18 protein-coding genes are annotated in these 16217 nt (G+C 74.2%); 10 read left to right on the top strand and 8 right to left on the bottom strand.

Annotation, left to right across the window (positions count from 1 at the left end):
• The first annotated feature begins 72 nt into the window (after window positions 1-72).
• Entirely contained in the window at window positions 73-291 is a 219-nt protein-coding gene (locus tag JQT67_RS03140; protein ID WP_021010176.1) for a DUF3107 domain-containing protein, read from the top strand.
• Complete coding sequence (locus JQT67_RS03145) at window positions 291-596, top strand: hypothetical protein (RefSeq protein WP_208063476.1); 306 nt, start codon at window positions 291-293, stop codon at window positions 594-596. The genes JQT67_RS03140 and JQT67_RS03145 overlap by 1 nt, the downstream gene beginning before the upstream one ends.
• A 51-nt stretch (window positions 597-647) precedes the next feature.
• Here JQT67_RS03145 and JQT67_RS03150 read toward each other — a convergent pair whose 3' ends face one another.
• Window positions 648-1370, bottom strand: coding sequence for a ferritin-like fold-containing protein (locus JQT67_RS03150; protein ID WP_021010174.1), 723 nt, complete (start codon window positions 1368-1370; stop codon window positions 648-650).
• Window positions 1371-1412: 42 nt separating this feature from the next.
• On the opposite strand from JQT67_RS03150, the gene JQT67_RS03155 reads away from it, so the two are divergent.
• Window positions 1413-2984, top strand: a complete 1572-nt coding sequence (locus tag JQT67_RS03155) for a DEAD/DEAH box helicase (protein WP_208063477.1) — start codon at window positions 1413-1415, stop codon at window positions 2982-2984.
• Between the two features lie 107 nt (window positions 2985-3091).
• Here JQT67_RS03155 and JQT67_RS03160 read toward each other — a convergent pair whose 3' ends face one another.
• Window positions 3092-3961 carry a PHP domain-containing protein gene (locus JQT67_RS03160; protein ID WP_021010172.1) on the bottom strand — a complete coding sequence of 290 codons (870 nt, stop codon included), beginning with the start codon at window positions 3959-3961 and terminating at the stop codon, window positions 3092-3094.
• Window positions 3962-3985: 24 nt separating this feature from the next.
• On the opposite strand from JQT67_RS03160, the gene JQT67_RS03165 reads away from it, so the two are divergent.
• Window positions 3986-4993 (top strand): endonuclease/exonuclease/phosphatase family protein, encoded by a 1008-nt coding sequence (locus JQT67_RS03165; protein ID WP_208063478.1) that lies wholly within the window; start codon window positions 3986-3988, stop codon window positions 4991-4993.
• Window positions 4994-5021: 28 nt separating this feature from the next.
• On the opposite strand, the gene JQT67_RS03170 is transcribed toward JQT67_RS03165, so the two are convergent.
• From JQT67_RS03170 to JQT67_RS03180, 3 genes are read right to left on the bottom strand one after another with little or no spacing between them, the layout of a single operon-like run.
• A complete protein-coding gene (locus tag JQT67_RS03170; RefSeq protein ID WP_208063479.1) occupies window positions 5022-5804 on the bottom strand; it encodes a triacylglycerol lipase in 783 nt (260 codons plus the stop codon).
• Window positions 5805-5813: 9 nt separating this feature from the next.
• Complete coding sequence (locus JQT67_RS03175; RefSeq protein WP_208063480.1) at window positions 5814-7157, bottom strand: MFS transporter; 1344 nt, start codon at window positions 7155-7157, stop codon at window positions 5814-5816.
• A 9-nt stretch (window positions 7158-7166) separates the two neighbouring features.
• Entirely contained in the window at window positions 7167-8501 is a 1335-nt protein-coding gene (locus tag JQT67_RS03180) for an MFS transporter (RefSeq protein WP_208063481.1), read from the bottom strand.
• 53 nt (window positions 8502-8554) lie between these two features.
• Between JQT67_RS03180 and JQT67_RS03185 the strand changes: the two genes are divergently transcribed.
• Window positions 8555-9070 (top strand): transcriptional regulator, encoded by a 516-nt coding sequence (locus tag JQT67_RS03185; protein ID WP_208063482.1) that lies wholly within the window; start codon window positions 8555-8557, stop codon window positions 9068-9070.
• Between the two features lie 67 nt (window positions 9071-9137).
• Window positions 9138-10592, top strand: coding sequence for an aminopeptidase P family protein (locus tag JQT67_RS03190; protein WP_208063483.1), 1455 nt, complete (start codon window positions 9138-9140; stop codon window positions 10590-10592).
• Window positions 10593-10598: 6 nt separating this feature from the next.
• On the opposite strand, the gene JQT67_RS03195 is transcribed toward JQT67_RS03190, so the two are convergent.
• On the bottom strand, window positions 10599-11255 hold the full coding sequence (locus JQT67_RS03195) for a LysE/ArgO family amino acid transporter (RefSeq protein WP_208063484.1): 657 nt from the start codon (window positions 11253-11255) through the stop codon (window positions 10599-10601).
• Window positions 11256-11341: 86 nt separating this feature from the next.
• On the opposite strand from JQT67_RS03195, the gene JQT67_RS03200 reads away from it, so the two are divergent.
• Complete coding sequence (locus tag JQT67_RS03200) at window positions 11342-12223, top strand: LysR family transcriptional regulator ArgP (protein WP_208063485.1); 882 nt, start codon at window positions 11342-11344, stop codon at window positions 12221-12223.
• Between the two features lie 14 nt (window positions 12224-12237).
• On the opposite strand, the gene JQT67_RS03205 is transcribed toward JQT67_RS03200, so the two are convergent.
• Window positions 12238-12792 (bottom strand): general stress protein, encoded by a 555-nt coding sequence (locus JQT67_RS03205; RefSeq protein ID WP_208063486.1) that lies wholly within the window; start codon window positions 12790-12792, stop codon window positions 12238-12240.
• Between the two features lie 95 nt (window positions 12793-12887).
• Between JQT67_RS03205 and JQT67_RS03210 the strand changes: the two genes are divergently transcribed.
• The 3 genes from JQT67_RS03210 to JQT67_RS03220 are packed head-to-tail and all read left to right on the top strand — an operon-like array spanning window position 12888 to window position 15692.
• Entirely contained in the window at window positions 12888-14117 is a 1230-nt protein-coding gene (locus JQT67_RS03210) for a magnesium transporter MgtE N-terminal domain-containing protein (RefSeq protein ID WP_208063487.1), read from the top strand.
• A gap of 49 nt (window positions 14118-14166) precedes the next feature.
• Complete coding sequence (locus tag JQT67_RS03215) at window positions 14167-14613, top strand: DUF1003 domain-containing protein (RefSeq protein ID WP_208063514.1); 447 nt, start codon at window positions 14167-14169, stop codon at window positions 14611-14613.
• Complete coding sequence (locus tag JQT67_RS03220; protein ID WP_208063488.1) at window positions 14610-15692, top strand: Mrp/NBP35 family ATP-binding protein; 1083 nt, start codon at window positions 14610-14612, stop codon at window positions 15690-15692. Before JQT67_RS03215 ends, JQT67_RS03220 begins: the two co-directional genes overlap by 4 nt.
• Window positions 15693-15840: 148 nt before the next feature.
• Here JQT67_RS03220 and JQT67_RS03225 read toward each other — a convergent pair whose 3' ends face one another.
• A complete protein-coding gene (locus JQT67_RS03225; RefSeq protein WP_208063489.1) occupies window positions 15841-16212 on the bottom strand; it encodes a Sec-independent protein translocase TatB in 372 nt (123 codons plus the stop codon).
• Window positions 16213-16217 lie beyond the last annotated feature (5 nt).

Consider the following 16217-nt stretch of genomic DNA (forward strand, 5'->3'; position numbering starts at 1 on the left):
CGCCGCTCGCCCCGCTGATCGCCCACGGCGGAACGGCGCGGGCGCCCGCATCCCATCGCCTATCCTCAAGGCATGGACATCCGCATCGGCATCAAGGACTCGCCCCGCGAGATCTCGTTCGACTCGTCGCAGACGGCCGAGGAGGTGCAGGCGCTCGTGCTCGACGCGCTCGACGCGGGCCACCTGGCGATCGACGACGCGAAGGGCCACCGCTACATCGTCCCGAGCGCGAACATCGCCTACGTCGAGATCGGCAGCGAGACGGCGCGCAAGATCGGCTTCGTGGCCTGATGCCCATCCTCATCCTGGTGCCGATGGTGCTCGGCGCGGCGATCGGCCTCTTCGCGCGCTACGCGCTGCCAGGTCGCGAGTGGATGGGGCTCTTCCTGAGCCCGGGCGCGTCTGCCGCCGCCGCGGGCATCGTCTGGATCATCGGCATGCTCGCGGGCGTCGGGGCGGATGCCCTGTGGCTGTGGCTCGTGTGCCTCGCGGCCGCGACCGCGGTCGCCCTCGTGCTGCCGCGGCTGCTGCCGAAGCGGCGCGAGCAGGCCGACCGGGAGTACCTCGCGGCGCTCACGGCCGCGAAGCGGGCGTAGGTCTCGACGCGGCCCTGCGGGCCTGCTCGACCACCGGGGATCGCAGGGCGCTCAGGCCGTGAGGCCGAGCTCGTCCATGCGGCGCGTGTGCGAGGCGACGATGTCGTTGAACGCCGGCTCGAGCCGCTGCTGGCTCGGCACCGCGCGGCCCGCGTCGTCGGGGCCGTTGACCGCGAGGTACATCTGCAGCAGCGCGTCGCCGACGAGCCGCCGGCCCCACACCGCGAGCCGGTCCGAGAGGCGCGGCGTCTGCTCGATCGCCGCGAGCAGCAGCTTCACGAGCTGCGGGTGGGCGCTCTCGCCGCGCAGGGCGCGCAGCATCGCGTCCTGATCGTCCTCGGGCAGGCCCGGCACGACCGCGACGAAGAAGTCCTCGAGCAGCCCGCTCACGACGTGCACGGCGAGCAGCTCCTCGTACCAGTCGGAGCCGGCGATGAGCTTCGAGAACTCGCGCGTCGAGTCGGCGAACGGGCGCATGGCGTCCTGCGCCTCGACGCCCTCCCCCTCGAGGATGCGCGCGAACGCCGTCGCGCGCGTGGCGAGGATGCGCACGACCTCCGAGAGCGCGACCTGCGCCTCGGCCGAGGGCGCCGCCTGCAGCACCCGACCGGCCTTCGCGACGAGGTCGAGCTCGAGGCCGAGGGCCTGGCCCACGAAGGGCACGAGCGCGGGCCGCACGTCCTGCAGCAGCACGCGGTCGCCGACGACCGGCACCCGATGGTGCCTGAGGAGCTGGCGCGTGACGTCGCGCGGCGTCCGGTCGAACCACTTCACCACAGTCGTGCAGTCTATGGGCGTGCAGGGAGCCTGCCTCGCATGCCCCTTGTACGCTGGAGGCAGATAACGAACAGGCGGAACCCCCTCTTGACCTTCCAAGACCTCAACATCGATGCCGACATGGTCCAGGCGCTCGCCGACCGCGGCATCCTCGAGCCCTTCCCCATCCAGGCGCAGACGATCCCGCTCGCGCTCTCCGGACAGGACATCATCGGCCAGGCGAAGACCGGCACCGGCAAGACCTTCGCGTTCGGCCTGCCGCTCGCGCAGCGCCTCGGCCCCGAGCCCGAGAGCGGCGTGCAGGCGCTCATCGTCGTGCCCACGCGCGAGCTCGCCGTGCAGGTGACCGAGGACATGGAGCTCATCACCTCCAACCGGCCGACGACGATCGTCTCCATCTACGGCGGCAAGGCCTACGAGGGCCAGGTCGAGCAGCTCAAGGCCGGCGCGCAGATCGTGGTGGGCACCCCCGGGCGCCTCCTCGACCTCTCGCAGCAGCGCATCCTCGACCTCTCCAACGTCAAGGAGATCGTGCTCGACGAGGCCGACAAGATGCTCGACCTCGGCTTCCTGCCCGACGTCGAGAAGATCTTCTCGAAGGTGCCCGCGGTGCGGCACACGATGCTCTTCTCGGCGACCATGCCCGGCGCGGTCGTCGCGCTCGCGCGCCGCTTCATGTCGCGGCCGCTGCACATCCGCGCCGCGGGCGTCGACGAGACCGTCGCGCAGGCCAACATCGAGCACGTCGTCTACCGCGCGCACGCGCTCGACAAGGACGAGGTCGTCTCGCGCATCCTGCAGGCCGAGGGCCGCGGCAAGACCGTCATCTTCACGCGCACGAAGCGCGCCGCCTCGCGGCTCACCGAGGAGCTCATCGACCGCGGCTTCGCGGCCGCGGCGGTGCACGGCGACATGAGCCAGGAGGCGCGCGAGCGCGCGATGGCGCAGTTCAAGGCCGGCAAGAAGGACGTGCTCATCGCGACCGATGTCGCCGCGCGCGGCATCGACGTCGACGACGTCACGCACGTCATCAACCACACGATCCCCGAGGACGAGAAGGCCTACCTGCACCGCGTGGGCCGCACGGGCCGCGCCGGCCGCACCGGCATCGCGGTCACGTTCGTCGACTGGGAGGACCTGCACAAGTGGTCGCTCATCGACCGCGCGCTCGAGTTCGGCCGCCCCGAGCCGCTCGAGACGTACTCGTCGAGCCCGCACCTCTACAGCGACCTCAACATCCCGGTCGGCTCGAAGGGCCGGCTGACGACGACGCCGCCCAACAAGGACGCGAAGCGCGAGCACATCGCCGAGTACGCGGCGGGCGACGGCTCGGCTGCGGGCGGCCGCGGGCGCGGCGGCGATCGCGGTCGCGGCGGCGACCGGGGTCGCGGCGGCGAGCAGGGCGGCGGGCAGCGCCGTCGACGCGGCGGCAGCGGACGCTCCGGCGGCGAGGGACAGCAGGCGGATGCGTCGGCCACGCCCGAGGGACGCGGCACGCACGACGGCGGCGGCACCGAGCACCGCGACGGCAACGCCGCGCCGACGCAGCGCCGGCGCCGTCGTCGCCGCACGGGCGGCGGCGCGGGCGCACCGCAGGCCCCGCAGGCCTGACGCCCTCCTGATCGAACGGCCGCCCCGCACCGCGCGGGGCGGCCGTTCGCGTGCCGCGCGGCAGAGTGCCGACACTCTGCGGTCGGGTGGAGAGCGCGAGGCTCGGGTCAGGCGGGGAGGACAGGGGCCCAGCCGGTCGCGCGGCGCACGATCTCGGCGAGCACCTCGGGCTCGGTCGTGTGCTCGCCGAGCCGGTTCGGCTTCCCGAAGCCGTGGTAGTCGCTCGAGCCCGTCACGAGCAGCCCGTACCGCTCCGCGTCGGCGAGCAGCACGCGGCGCGACGCCTCGTCGTTGTCGCGGTGCCACACCTCGACGCCGTCGAGGCCGGCATCGACGAGCTGGCCGAGGGCGCGCATCCGCATCACCGGTCGGCCCCGCGCGGCCGGGTGCGCGAGCACCGCGACGCCGCCGGCCTGCTTGATGATGCCGATCGCGTCGACGGGGTCGGGCGCGTGGTGCGGCTGGTAGTAGCCGCCCTGCCAGTGCAGGATGCCCTCGAACGCCGCCGAGCGGTCGGGCACGATCCCGAGCGTGACGAGCGCGTCGGCGATGTGCGGGCGGCCGATCGTCGCACCGGGCGCGGAGTGCTCCTCGACATGCTCCCACGTGAGCGGGTAGTCGCGGCCGATCGCGTGCACCATGCGCTCGGCGCGCTCGAGCCGCTCGAGCCGGATCCGCTCCCGCTCCCCCACGAACGCCGCCGACTCCGGATCGAGCAGGTAGCCGAGCACGTGCACGCTCGCGGGCCCCAGCTGCGCCGAGAACTCGACGCCGGGGATGAGCGCGACGCCCGCCTCGCGCGCGGCCTCGCTCGCCTCCGCCCAGCCGCTCACGGTGTCGTGGTCGGTGAGCGCGACCGCGCCGAGCCCCGCGGCCGCGGCGGCGCGCACGACGTCGCCCGGTGCATCCGTCCCGTCCGACTCGCGGGAGTGCGCGTGGAGGTCGATCGGCCCCAGCGCGGCCCAGTCCGTGGTCACCTCGCCAGACTACGCTGGGCCCCGATGCTCGCGATCCTCGGCGCTCTTGCCGCCCTCGTCGTCGCGGTGTGCCTCGCGGTCGCCGCGTGGCCGCAAGCGCTCGGGCTCGAGCAGGCGCCGATCGTCGCGCAGGTCGTCTCGATGCGGGTGGGCGTCATCGGCATCGCGCTCGTGCTCGCGCTCCTCGCGCTGTGCTTCGTCGGCTGGCGCCGCGTGCGGCCGCTCGTGCTCGGCATCGTCTCGCTGCTCGTCGTCTTCTCGCTCGTCTCTGGCGGCATCCACGCCTCGCGCGGGCTCGACGACAGCCAGTCGATCGACCGCGACTCGGGCGACCTCGTCGTGCTCACCTGGAACACGCTCGGCGACGAGCCCGGCGTCGAGGAGATCGCGCGCGTGATCGACGAGACGGGGGCGGATGCCGTGATGCTGCCCGAGACGACGCTCCAGCTCGGCGTCGGGGTGGCCGAGCTGCTGCGCGAGCGCGACAACCCGTTCTGGGTGCACACGAGCTGGGTCGATCCCGCGTACGGCGCGCTCAACACGACGCTGCTCATCTCCGCCGCGCTCGGTGAGTACACGACCGATCGCTCGGTCGGCGACACCCGCACGCTGCCGACGGTCGTCGCCCGGCCGGACGACGGCGACGGCCCGGTGTTCGTCGCGACCCACCCGGTCGCGCCGGTGCCGCAGCAGATGCGCAACTGGCGCGCCGACCTCGAGTTCGTCGCGTCGCTGTGCGACGGCTCCGAGTCGGTCGTCATGGGCGGCGACTTCAACTCGACGCTCGACCACTGGTGGGGGCTGCGCGCCGAGGGCGGCGACCTCGGCACCTGCGGCGACGCGGCGAGCGCCGTCGGCGCGGGCGCGGTCGGCAGCTGGCCGACGTGGGCGCCCCCGTGGCTCGGGGCGCAGATCGACCACGTCGTCGCGACTCCCGATTGGGAGCCGGTCGCCGCGCGCGTGCTCACGGGCCTCGACGACGCCGGCACCGATCACCGGCCGGTCGTCGTGCAGCTGCGCCAGACGGGCTGAGGCCCCCGCGGCCGAGCCGGGGGCGCGGTCAGGCCGGCGGCTCGGCGCGCGACGCGGGCGCCCCCGCGAGCTCGTCGATCGCCGCGACGATCGCGCGCGCCGCCTCCGCGGTCGCGAGCGGCCGGAAGTGCCCGCTCTCGCGCAGCCGCACGCCGCGCATCCCCTCGGGCACGCGGTTCTTCGGCACGTGCGGGTCGATCTGCGGCAGCACGACGCGGATGCGCGCATCCGCCGACCGCTCCGCCGCGAGCGCGGTGAGCATCGCGTTCGAGGGGTCGAACTCGCGGATGTACTCCCCCGGCAGCAGCGCCGCGCGGCTCGATCCCGCGAACGGCGTCGCGAGCGTCACGAGTCCCGCGGGCTGCGGCCTCGACGGCTCGAGCGCGCGGTCGACGAGCAGCCGCTTGCCGATGAGCCCGCCCTTCGAGTGGCCGACGAGCACGATGCTCGCGTGCGGATGCGCTGCGGCGACCCGGTCGACGACGGCGCCGACGATCGGGGCCGACTCGAGCACGGGCGCGACGTTGCGGCCGAGCTCGGGCACGAAGTGCACGGCGAAGCCGGCCCGCACGAGCCGCTTCGCGAGCGGCTCCATGAAGTGCCAGCCCTCGATGACGCCCGGGATGCAGACGACGTGCACGCGCGAGCCGGGGATGCCGAGCGCCTTCGGCGCCGTCGGGTCGAGCGTCGAGCGCAGGTGCATGCGCGCCGCGAAGGCGTAGTCGCGAGCCCACACCGCCACCTCCGCGGGGTCGATCGGGTCGACGTCGCGGAAGCGGGCCGGGATGAGCGAACGCAGCGGGATGCGCATCGCCACAGGCTAGTCGCGGCCGGCTTCGGGGAGCCTGCGCGCGGCGACGACGCCGATCGCGCCGAGCGCGGCGAGGAGGAGCAGCGCCCACGTCGGCCCGAGCGTCGCGAGCGCCGCGCTCGCCGCGCCCACGACGAGCAGCACGACGCCCATCGCCGAGTTCGCCACCGCGACCGCGCGCGTGCGCCGGTCGCCGTCGGCCATGTCGACGACGTAGGTCTTCCGGGCGACGCGCACTGCCGTGTGGGTGAGGGCGAGCAGGAAGTAGGCGGCGACGAGCACGGCGCTCCCCCAGAGGCTGCCGCCGTCGAAGCCGGGCAGCGCCGCGATCGCGACGACCGCGAGCACGATCGCCGACGCCAGCGCCGCGCCGACCGACATGAGCGTGCGGCTCGAGCGGTCGGCGAGCCGCCCGGCGACGCGACCGCCGAGCAGCGCCGCGAGGCCCGCCGAGAGCACGAAGCCGCCGAGCCCGACGAGCGAGCCGGAGCCGGTCGCGGCGGCGAGCGAGACGAGGAAGGGCGGGCTGAGCGCCGAGACGAGGAGGAGGCTCCGCACGCCGACGAAGCGCCGCAGCTGCGCGTCCTCGCGCAGCAGCGCCCAGGCGTCGCGGGCCCAGCCGGGACGCTCCGCGGCACCGGCCGACGCATCCGCGTCGTCCTCCCACGGGTCGCCGTCGGGCTCCCGGATGCCCGAGTACAGCAGCGCCGCGAGCACCCAGAGCGCCGCCCCGCCCGCGATGACCCACGCGAGGAGGCCCGCGGAGGCGTCCTCGCCGCCGACCACCCGGATCGCGACGCCGAGCGTGATCGCGGCGAGCCCTCCCGCCGTGGTCGCGAGGCCCGTGATCTGGCCGCGCTCGCCCTTCGGGATCGTGCGGCCCTGGACGTCCTTCGACGCGATCGAGCACAAGCAGCGGCCGAGCGCGAAGACCGCGAGCGCCGCGACGATGAGCACGCCCGCCGCGAGCCCCTCGCCGAGCGCGGCGACGAGCGCGATCGCCCCCGCCGCTCCGGCTTGCACGAGGGCGCCGGCGACGAAGATCGCCTTCCGGTGCCGCACGCGCAGCACGAGCGGCGTGAGCATCGCCTGCGGCAGCATCGAGAGCGACTCGCGCACCGGCACGAGCAGGCCGACGAGCGCTCCGGGTGCGCCGAGCGCGTGCAGCAGCCACGGCAGCACGGTCGAGGCGTGCACCGAGTGGTCGCCCGCGCTCTGGAGCGCTTGCGCGGCGACCTGCCGCACGCCGTTCGCGGGCACGCGCTCGCGCACCGCCGCCGGGAGCGCTCGCTCGGCCTCCTCGTCGCGCCGCACGGCGCGGCGGTAGACGCGCTCGGAGAGGGACTCGGGCACGCCCCGATCCTACGAGCCGGCGCCGCTCGCCGGCTCGGCGTCGGGCAGCCGCCGCATGCGCCAGAAGGGGCCGATCACGACGAAGGCGGCCGCGAGCAGCTGCCCGGCGGCGCCGATCCACATCGTCGGCACGACGCCGAGCCACGTGCCGAGCGCGCCGGCGAGCAGCGCCCCGATCGGCATGACGCCCCAGACGCAGAAGCGCACGGATGCGTTCATGCGGCCGAGCAGGCGGCGGGGCGTGATGCGCTGGCGGAACGTGACCTGCGTGATGTTGTAGACGAGCACGGTGAAGCTCGAGACGAACCCCTGCACGACGAGCAGCCCGAACGCGATCGACGGCACGGTCGCGGCGAGCGGCAGCAGGCACGCGATGGCGCTGAACGCGATCGCGCTCGCCGGGATCGCGCGCGCCTCGCCGATGCGGCGCACGACGTGCGGCGTCGCGATCGCGCCCGCGAGCCCGCCGATCGCGCCGAGGGAGAAGATGATGCCCATCGCCTCGGGGCTCAGGCCCAGCTCGCGCAGGAGGAACAGCGGCAGGAGCGTGAAGGAGACGGTGGCGAAGAGGTTGGACGAGGCGGTCGTGCCGACGATGCGCAGCAGCAGCGCGTTGCCGAACACCCACCGCAGCCCCTCGCCGATCTCGCGCAGGATCGGCCCGCGGTCGTCGGCCGTGCGCGGCTCCTCGTCATCGCGCGTCAGCAGCAGCGCGACGAACGAGGCGACGTAGGTGCCGACCGTCGCGAGGATCGCGAACGGCGCGCTGAGCGCCGCGACGAGCCAGCCGCCCGCGGCGGGGCCCGCGATGTTCGCGAGCTCGCGCGTCGCTTCGAGCTTGCCGTTCGCCTCGGCGATCTGCTCGGACCGCACGAGCGAGGGGATGATGCTCTGGTACGAGACGTCGAAGAAGACGGTCGCGACCCCGACGACGAGCGCGACGGCGTAGAGGTGCCACATCTCGAGCGCGCCGAGCCACCACAGCAGCGGCAGCGCCGCGAGCGCGAGCGCACGCACGGCATCCGCCCAGATCATCACGTGGCGCTTGCGCATGCGATCGATCCACGCGCCGGCCGGGAGGCCGACGACGAGGAACGCCGCGACGCCTGCGGCGTTCAGGAGGCCGAGCTCGAGCTCGCTCGCCTGCAGCAGCAGCACCGCGAGCACCGGGATCGCGAGCTCCGTCACCTGCGAGCCGAGCTGCGCGAGCGCCTGCCCGCTCCACATCGTGAGGAAGTTGCCGTCGCGCCACAGCGAGCGGCTCACGCCGTCGCGCTGCGCGCCGTCGGAGCCCGTGCCGTCGACGACGCCCGGGGCGGCGTCGCCGCCTTCTGATCGAGACATGTCGATCAGTGTCCGCCATCGATTGAGGTCTGTCAATCAGGTAGGTTCGACGCATGGACGCGACCGACGCCGACGCCGAGCTGCTCGCGCGCGGCCGGGCGCTGAGCTCTCCGCTGCGGCTGCGCGTGCTGCGGCTGTGCGCGTTCGAGGCGCGCACGAACAAGGAGCTCGCGGAGCTGCTCGAGGTCAACCCCGGCACGATGCTCCACCACGTGCGCACGCTCGTGCAGACGGGCTTCCTCGCGGCCGAGCCCGAGCGCGCGGGCGCGACGGGGGCGCGGGAGATCCCCTACCGCGCGACGGGCCTCTCGTGGCGCACGGAGTTCCCCGGCGGCTCTCGCGTGCTCGTCGACGTCTTCCTCGAGCAGATCGACGGGCTCGACCCCGACGAGCTCCAGACGACCTGGCTCGGCCTCAAGCTGAGCGACGAGCACAGGGAGGAGCTCGAGCGCCGGCTCTTCGAGCTCGTGACCGAGTTCAAGGAGCGCGCGCCCGATCCCGACGGCCGGCCCTACTCGCTCTTCACCGCCCTGCACCCCGACCGGAACCCGCCCGCCGACGGGCGCTGACGCATCCGCCCGACGCCGCCGACGACCGGGCACCCGCGCCCGCGCCGCGAGTGGGATGATGGGCGCCATGACCGAGTCGACGACGCAGGCCACGACCAACCGCTCCACCACCCCGACGGGATCGGCGTTCACGGAGCAGATCCAGCAGGGCTGGGCGGAGCGGCCGGAGTCGACGCCCGAGCCGCGCGAAGCCGCGGCGTTCGCCGCCGAGCGGCGCGCGCGCATCTCGGCGATGCACCCGGGCGTGCGGCTCGTCGTGCCGGCCGGCTCGCTCAAGGTGCGCTCGAACGACACCGACTACCCGTTCCGCGCGCACCCCGACTTCACGTACCTCACGGGCTGGGGCTCCGACGCCGAGCCCGACTCGGTGCTCGTGCTCGAGCCGATGCGCGAGGGAGAGGGCGACGGCCACCGCGCGACGCTCTACTTCCGCGGCCCCGCGGGCCGCGGCACGACCGAGTTCTACGCCAACCCGGCGATCGGCGAGTTCTGGGTGGGCCCGCGCCCCTCGCTCTCGCACGTCGCGGCCGACCTCGGCCTCGCGACCGCCGACCTCGGCGAGCTCGAGGCGGCGCTCTCGACCGAGGCGGATGCACTGGTCGTCACGGGCGCGGACGCCGCGGTCGAGGCGATGGTCGCGGGCGCGAACCCCGACGGCGACATGCTCGCGCGCGACCTCTCGGAGCTGCGGCTCGTGAAGGACGCGTTCGAGATCGCCGAGGTGCAGGCCGCGGTCGACGCGACCGCGCGCGGCTTCGACGACGTCATCGCCGACCTCGCCGAGGCGACCCGGCACGCGCGCGGCGAGCGCGTCGTCGAGGGCGCCTTCCACCGCCGAGCGCGGCTCGACGGCAACGCGGTCGGCTACGACACGATCGCGGCCTCGGGCCACCACGCGTGCTACCTGCACTGGACCCGCAACGACGGCGAGGTGCGCGAGGGCGACCTCATCCTGCTCGACGCGGGCGTCGAGGTCGACAGCCTCTACACCGCCGACATCACCCGCACGCTGCCGATCTCGGGCGAGTTCACCGAGCTGCAGCGGCGCGTCTACGAAGCGGTGCGCGAAGCGGCCGACGCGGCCTTCGCGATCGTGCGGCCCGGCATCGTCTTCAAGGAGGTGCACGCGGCCGCGATGGAGGTCATCGCCGCGAAGACCGCCGAGTGGGGCCTGCTGCCGATCTCGGCCGAGCAGTCGCTCGAGCCCGACCAGCAGCTGCACCGCCGCTGGATGGTGCACGGCACGAGCCACCACCTGGGACTCGACGTGCACGACTGCGCCGCGGCCCGCCGCGACTTCTACCACGACGGCATCGTGCGCGAGGGGATGGTCTTCACGATCGAGCCAGGCCTCTACTTCCAGGCCGACGACCTCACGGTGCCCGAGGAGCTGCGCGGCATCGGCGTGCGCATCGAGGACGACATCCTCGTGACCGCCGACGGCGCCGTGAACCTCTCGGGCGCGATCCCCCGCACGGCCGACGAGGTCGAGGCATGGATGCGCGAGATCCGCTCGCGCTGAGGCGCGTCAGCCGGCGACGAGGCTCACGGCGATCACGAGCATGACGATCGCGATGCCCCCGTCGAGGATCCGCCACGCGCGCTCGGTGCGCATGAGCGGCGCGAGGTAGCGGGCGCCGTAGCCGAAGCCCACGAACCAGATGCTCGCCGCGGCGATGCCGCCCGCGAGGAACCACCAGCGCGCCTCGCCGAAGGGCGCCGCGATCGAGCCGAGCACGACGGTCGTCTCGACGAGCGCCTGGGGGTTGAGCCACGTCACCGCGAGGATCGTCGCCAAGGTCGAGAGCCGGCTCGAGCGCGTGCGGGTCGCGACCCCGCCGCCGCTCGTCGACCCGGCCGCCTCGCGCTCGGGCGCGGCCTCGAGCGAGCCGCCGCCCCGCCACGCGCGCCGGGCGCTCACGGCGGCGAAGCCGACGAGGAAGATCGCGCCGGCCCAGCGACCGGCGGTCTCGAGCCACGGGTGCGCGGCGACGACGGTCGCGACGCCCGCGACGCCGATCGTCTGCAGCACGACGTCGCTCGCGATGCACACCGAGACGACGAGGCCGACGTGCTCGCGCCGGAGGCCCTGGCGCAGCACGATCGCGTTCTGCGCGCCGATCGAGACGATGAGGCCGAGGCACACGCCGAGGCCCGAGAGGAGGGCCACGAGCTCGGGATTCATGCGGACGACGCTACGGGGAGCCCGGAGATGCAGTCCAGCGAAGGTTCCTGCGCCTCATGAAGCAGCGCTTCATCTACGCTGACGCCATGGAGCTGCCGTTCGAGAGCCTGCGCACCCTCGCGGCTGTCGTCGACGCGGGCACCCTCGAGCGGGCCGCCGCCCGGCTCGGGGTCACGCCGAGCGCCGTGAGCCAGCGCATCCGCGCGATCGAGCAGCGCGTCGGCCGCGTCGTGCTGCAGCGCAGGAAGCCCGCGCGCGCGACCGAGGCGGGCGAGGCGCTCGTGCGGCTCGCGCGCCAGCTCGACCTGCTCGAGCGCGACGCGCTCGAGGCGCTCGGCGACGCCTCCCCCGCGCCGCGCGTGCCGCTCGCCGTCAACGCCGACTCGCTCATCACGTGGTTCATGCCCGTGCTGCTCGCGGTGGCGCGCGAGCGCCCCGTGTCGTTCGAGCTGCACCGCGAGGACCAGGAGCGCACGGCGCAGCTGCTCGCCGACGGCACCGTGATGGGCGCCGTGACGGCGCAGCGGGAGCCCGTGCCGGGCTGCGTCGCCTCCCCGCTCGGGCGCATGCGCTACGTCGCGATCGCCGAGCGCGGCTTCGCCGAGCGGTGGTTCGCGCGCGGCATCGCCCCGCGCGCGCTCGAGCGGGCGCCGATCGTCGACTTCGACCCGCACGACTCGCTCCAGTCGCGGTTCGCGCGCCGCCACGGTGCCGAGCAGGACGCGCCCCGGCACGTCATCAGCGCATCCGCCGAGTACGCCGAGGCGGTGCGGATGGGGCTCGGCTGGGGGATGCTGCTGCCCGGCCAGTTCGAGGACGGCCTCGCCGACGGCTCGCTCGTGCAGCTCGCGCCCGATGCGATCGAGGTGCCGCTGTGGTGGCAGCGCTGGAACCTCGCCTCGGCGCTGCTCGACACGGTGACGGATGCGGTGACGGATGCCGCGCGCTCCTCGCCCGCGCTCGTCTGACGACGCTCGAGCGACTACGCGACCGGCGGCGACGGCGGCCGCTCGGCGACCGGCTGCTGCTGCGCAGCGGGCTGCTCGTCGGCGACCGGTGCGGCCGCGCCGCGCTGGCCGATGATGTGCATCGCCTTGCCCGCCGACTGCTGCGGCGCGACGACGTCGTAGCGCGCGGCGAGCACCTGCTGCACCGACGCGTAGTCGCGCTTCCGCCGCGTCATCGAGTGCGTCACGACGCCGAGCAGGATGCCGAACGCGAGGCCCAGCAGCGGGAACAGCAGCACGGAGCCGATCGCCTCCGGCACGAGCAGCATGTAGACGAGGCCGATGAACGCGCCGAAGCCGAGGCCGCGCATCGCGCCCGCGAGCGCGACCTTGCCCCACGTGAGCCTGCCGGTGATGCGCTCGACGAGCTTGAGGTCGTTGCCGACGATCGCGAGCCCCGAGAGCTCGCCCTCCGCCCCCGAGACCTTCGCGATCGCGGCCTGGGCCTGGTCGTACGTCTCGAACGAGGCGACCACCACGCCGGAAGGCAGGTGCTGGTCGCCGCGCGCCGCGCCCTGGAACATGCTCATGGCCCCAGTCTCCCACGCGTGACCGGGCCGGCCGGGGTCGGTTCGCTGAGGGCGGCACACCCGCCGCGAAGAGGCTGCGCGGTACGTTGGGAGCCATGAGCGCAGCCACCGTCTTCGTCGCCCGCCTGGCCGGCGCGGGCGTGTTCGACGCTGCCGGCGAGCGCATGGGCAAGGTGCGGGACGTCGTCACCGTGCCGCGTCGCGACGCCCCTCCGCGCGTCGTCGGGCTCGTGGTCGAGGACCGCGGCAGGCAGCGCGTGTTCCTCTCGATCGGCCGGGTGCTCTCGATCGGCGGCGGGCAGCTCATCGCGAGCGCGATCAGCGATCGCCGCTTCAGCCAGCGCGGCAGCGAGCGGCTGCTGCTCGCCGACGTGCTCGGCCGCCAGGTGACGCTCCGCGACGGCACGACCGCGGTGCTCGAGGACCTCTCGATCTCGGAGCGCGGCCCCGGCGAGTGGGAGGTCGACGAGCTCTTCCTCCGCAAGCCCAAGACCTCGCCGTTCGGCAAGGGCCCGTCGCTGCTCGCCCGCTGGGGCGACGTGCAGGCCGCCGTCGACGCGGAGCACGACACGGAGCACCTCGTCGCGTCGCTCGACGACCTGCCCGCCGCCGACGCGGCGTCGGCGATGCTCGACCTGCCGCAGCAGCGCATGATCGAGGTCGCCGAGGACCTCTCCGACGACCGGCTCGCCGACATCCTCGAGGAGATGCACGAGGACCGGCAGGTCGAGATCCTCGCCGCGCTCGAGGACGACCGCGTCGCCGACGTGCTCGACCAGATGGAGCCCGACGACGCCGCCGACCTCATCGCGCACATGACCCCCGAGCGCGGCGAGACGCTGCTCGAGCTCATGGACCCCGACGAGGCCGACGACGTGCGCATGCTGCTCGCGTTCGGCGCCGACACCGCCGGCGGCCTCATGACGACCGAGCCGATCATCGTCGCGAGCGACGCGACGGTCGCCGAAGCGCTCGCGCTCATCCGCCGCCACGAGGTCGCGCCCGCGCTCGCCGCCGCGATCTGCGTCACGCTCCCCCCGTACGAGGCCCCCACCGGCCGCTTCCTCGGCATGGTGCACTTCCAGCGGCTGCTGCGCTACCCGCCGAACGAGCGCGTCGGCACGCTGCTCGACGACCAGATCGAGCCCGTGCTCGCGTCCGCCTCCGCCGCCGAGGTGACGCGCGAGCTCGCCGCCTACAACCTCGTCTCCGTGCCGGTCGTCGACGCCGCGGGCCGACTCGTCGGCGTCGTCACGATCGACGACGTGCTCGACCACCTGCTGCCCGAGGACTGGCGCGCGCAGGAGGAGGCGTCGCGTGGCTGAGCGGGACGACGAGTTCGCGCGCCCGAAGTCGCGCCGCCGCTGGCTGCGGATGCCGGAGTCGAAGGACCGCTTCGGCCGCTTCACCGAGTCGTTCGCGCGCGCGATGGGCACGCCCGCGTTCCTCATCGGGATGACGATCTTCGTCACGTTCTGGCTCGGCTACAACTCGATCATGCCGCCCGAGGCGCAGTTCGACCCGCAGGATCAGGGCTTCCCGCTCCTGACCCTCGTGCTGAGCCTCCAGGCCTCCTACGCAGCTCCCCTCCTGCTGCTCGCCCAGAACCGGCAGGACGACCGCGACCGCGTGCAGATCGAGCAGGACCGCATCCGCGCCGAGCGCAACCTCAACGACACCGAGTACCTCGCGCGCGAGGTCGTGGCGCTGCGCATGGCGATGCGCGACATGGCCACGCGCGAGTTCATCCGCGCGGAGCTCAAGTCGTTCGTCGACGAGCTCGACGAGCGCCAGGGCGGCGTCGAGCGCCGGGCGCAGTGATCGACCCCCGGCTCGAGCGCGCGCTCGGCACGGTCGTCGATCCCGAGATCCGGCGACCGCTCGTCGAGCTCGACATGATCCCCGCCGCGTCCCTCGACGACGGCACCGCGCGCATCCGCCTCGAGCTCACGGTGGCCGCGTGCCCCGCTGCCGACCGCATCCAGGCGGATGTGCGCCAGGCGGCCGCGTCGGTCGCGGGCGTCGAGCGCGTGGAGGTCGAGGTCGGCGTCATGGCGCCCGCGACGCGGCAGGCGCTCGTCGAGCGGCTGCGAGGATCGCGCCCGCAGCAGTTCGGGCCCGACACGCTCACGCGCATCATCGCGGTCGCGAGCGGCAAGGGCGGGGTCGGCAAGTCGACCGTCACCGCGAACCTCGCGGTCGCGCTCGCCGCTCGCGGGCTCGCGGTCGGCGTCATCGACGCCGACGTGCACGGCTACTCCATCCCGGCGCTGCTCGGCTCGGCGGATCGCCCGACGCGCGTGGGCGACATGATGATGCCGCCGGAGGCGCACGGCGTGCGGCTCGTCTCGATCGGCATGTTCGTGGAGGGCAACCGCTCGGTCTCGTGGCGCGGGCCGATGCTGCACCGCACGCTCGCGCAGTTCCTGAGCGACGTCTGGTGGGGCGACCTCGACGTGCTGCTCATCGACATGCCGCCCGGCACGGGCGACGTCGCGATCTCGCTCGGGCAGCTGCTGCCGCACGCGGAGGTGCTCGTCGTGACGACGCCGCAGCGGGCGGCGGCGGAGGTCGCCGAGCGCGCGGGCGAGGTCGCGCGGCAGACGGGGCAGCGCGTGCTCGGCGTGGTCGAGAACATGGCGGGGCTCGCGCAGCCCGACGGCTCGATCCTCGAGCTCTTCGGCGCCGGGGGCGGCGACGAGGCCGCGCGCCGGCTCGGCGTGCCGGTGCTCGCGCGCGTGCCGCTCTCGGTCGCGCTCCGCGAGGGCGGCGACGCCGGCGCGCCGGTCGTCGCGGCGGAGCCGACCGACCCGGCGGCGACCGCGATCATCGCGCTCGCCGAGGCGCTGCGCGGCACGCGCTCGATCGCCGGCCGCGGCCTGCCCGTCTCCCCCGCCTGACGCACCGCCTGCGCCGCCCTGCGCTGCACCGCGCCGAGCTCCGCCACGCGACGATCCCATAGCGAGCGAGCAGCAGAGTTCCGGCACTCTGCGATCCAGGAGCGCGAGGATCGCAGAGTTCCGGCACGCTGCGAGCAGGCGGCTCGGGTCAGGTGGCCTCGTCGTCGAAGCGCATCGGGCCGCGCTGGCGCTGCGGGAGGCCCGAGACGGTCGCGACCGAGGCCTTCGCCGCCGCGCTCGCGAAGTCCTCCGGCGGCGCCGACGGCTCCTTGAGCGCGTCCATCACGATGCGCCGCGGGTCGTACTGCCGCGGGTCGAGCTTCTGCCAGTCGACCTCGTCGAACTCCGGCCCGATCTCCTCGCGCATCCGCTCCTTCGCGCCGCCCGCGAGGTCGCGCAGGCCCCGCACGAGCGCGCCGAGCTTCTCGGCGAGCACGGGCAGCCGCTCGGGGCCGATGAGGAAGGCCGCGAGCAGGGCGATGATCACCAGCTTGTCGAGCGTGATGCCTGCGAGGGACACCCCTC

The sequence above is a fragment of the Agrococcus sp. TF02-05 genome (genome assembly GCF_017565345.1).
In the GTDB taxonomy this organism is placed as follows: Bacteria; Actinomycetota; Actinomycetes; order Actinomycetales; family Microbacteriaceae; genus Agrococcus; species Agrococcus pavilionensis.

Excerpts from the sequence above, each read along its gene's own strand:
- JQT67_RS03140 (WP_021010176.1), top strand. The coding sequence starts at position 73 with ATGGACATCCGCATCGGCATCAAGGACTCGCCCCGCGAGATCTCGTTC.
- JQT67_RS03145 (WP_208063476.1), top strand. The coding sequence starts at position 291 with ATGCCCATCCTCATCCTGGTGCCGATGGTGCTCGGCGCGGCGATCGGC.
- JQT67_RS03155 (WP_208063477.1), top strand. The coding sequence starts at position 1,413 with ATGCCCCTTGTACGCTGGAGGCAGATAACGAACAGGCGGAACCCCCTC.
- JQT67_RS03165 (WP_208063478.1), top strand. The coding sequence starts at position 3,986 with ATGCTCGCGATCCTCGGCGCTCTTGCCGCCCTCGTCGTCGCGGTGTGC.
- JQT67_RS03170 (WP_208063479.1), bottom strand. The coding sequence starts at position 5,804 with ATGCGCATCCCGCTGCGTTCGCTCATCCCGGCCCGCTTCCGCGACGTC.
- JQT67_RS03180 (WP_208063481.1), bottom strand. The coding sequence starts at position 8,501 with ATGTCTCGATCAGAAGGCGGCGACGCCGCCCCGGGCGTCGTCGACGGC.
- JQT67_RS03185 (WP_208063482.1), top strand. The coding sequence starts at position 8,555 with ATGGACGCGACCGACGCCGACGCCGAGCTGCTCGCGCGCGGCCGGGCG.
- JQT67_RS03190 (WP_208063483.1), top strand. The coding sequence starts at position 9,138 with ATGACCGAGTCGACGACGCAGGCCACGACCAACCGCTCCACCACCCCG.
- JQT67_RS03195 (WP_208063484.1), bottom strand. The coding sequence starts at position 11,255 with ATGAATCCCGAGCTCGTGGCCCTCCTCTCGGGCCTCGGCGTGTGCCTC.
- JQT67_RS03200 (WP_208063485.1), top strand. The coding sequence starts at position 11,342 with ATGGAGCTGCCGTTCGAGAGCCTGCGCACCCTCGCGGCTGTCGTCGAC.
- JQT67_RS03205 (WP_208063486.1), bottom strand. The coding sequence starts at position 12,792 with ATGAGCATGTTCCAGGGCGCGGCGCGCGGCGACCAGCACCTGCCTTCC.
- JQT67_RS03210 (WP_208063487.1), top strand. The coding sequence starts at position 12,888 with ATGAGCGCAGCCACCGTCTTCGTCGCCCGCCTGGCCGGCGCGGGCGTG.
- JQT67_RS03215 (WP_208063514.1), top strand. The coding sequence starts at position 14,167 with ATGCCGGAGTCGAAGGACCGCTTCGGCCGCTTCACCGAGTCGTTCGCG.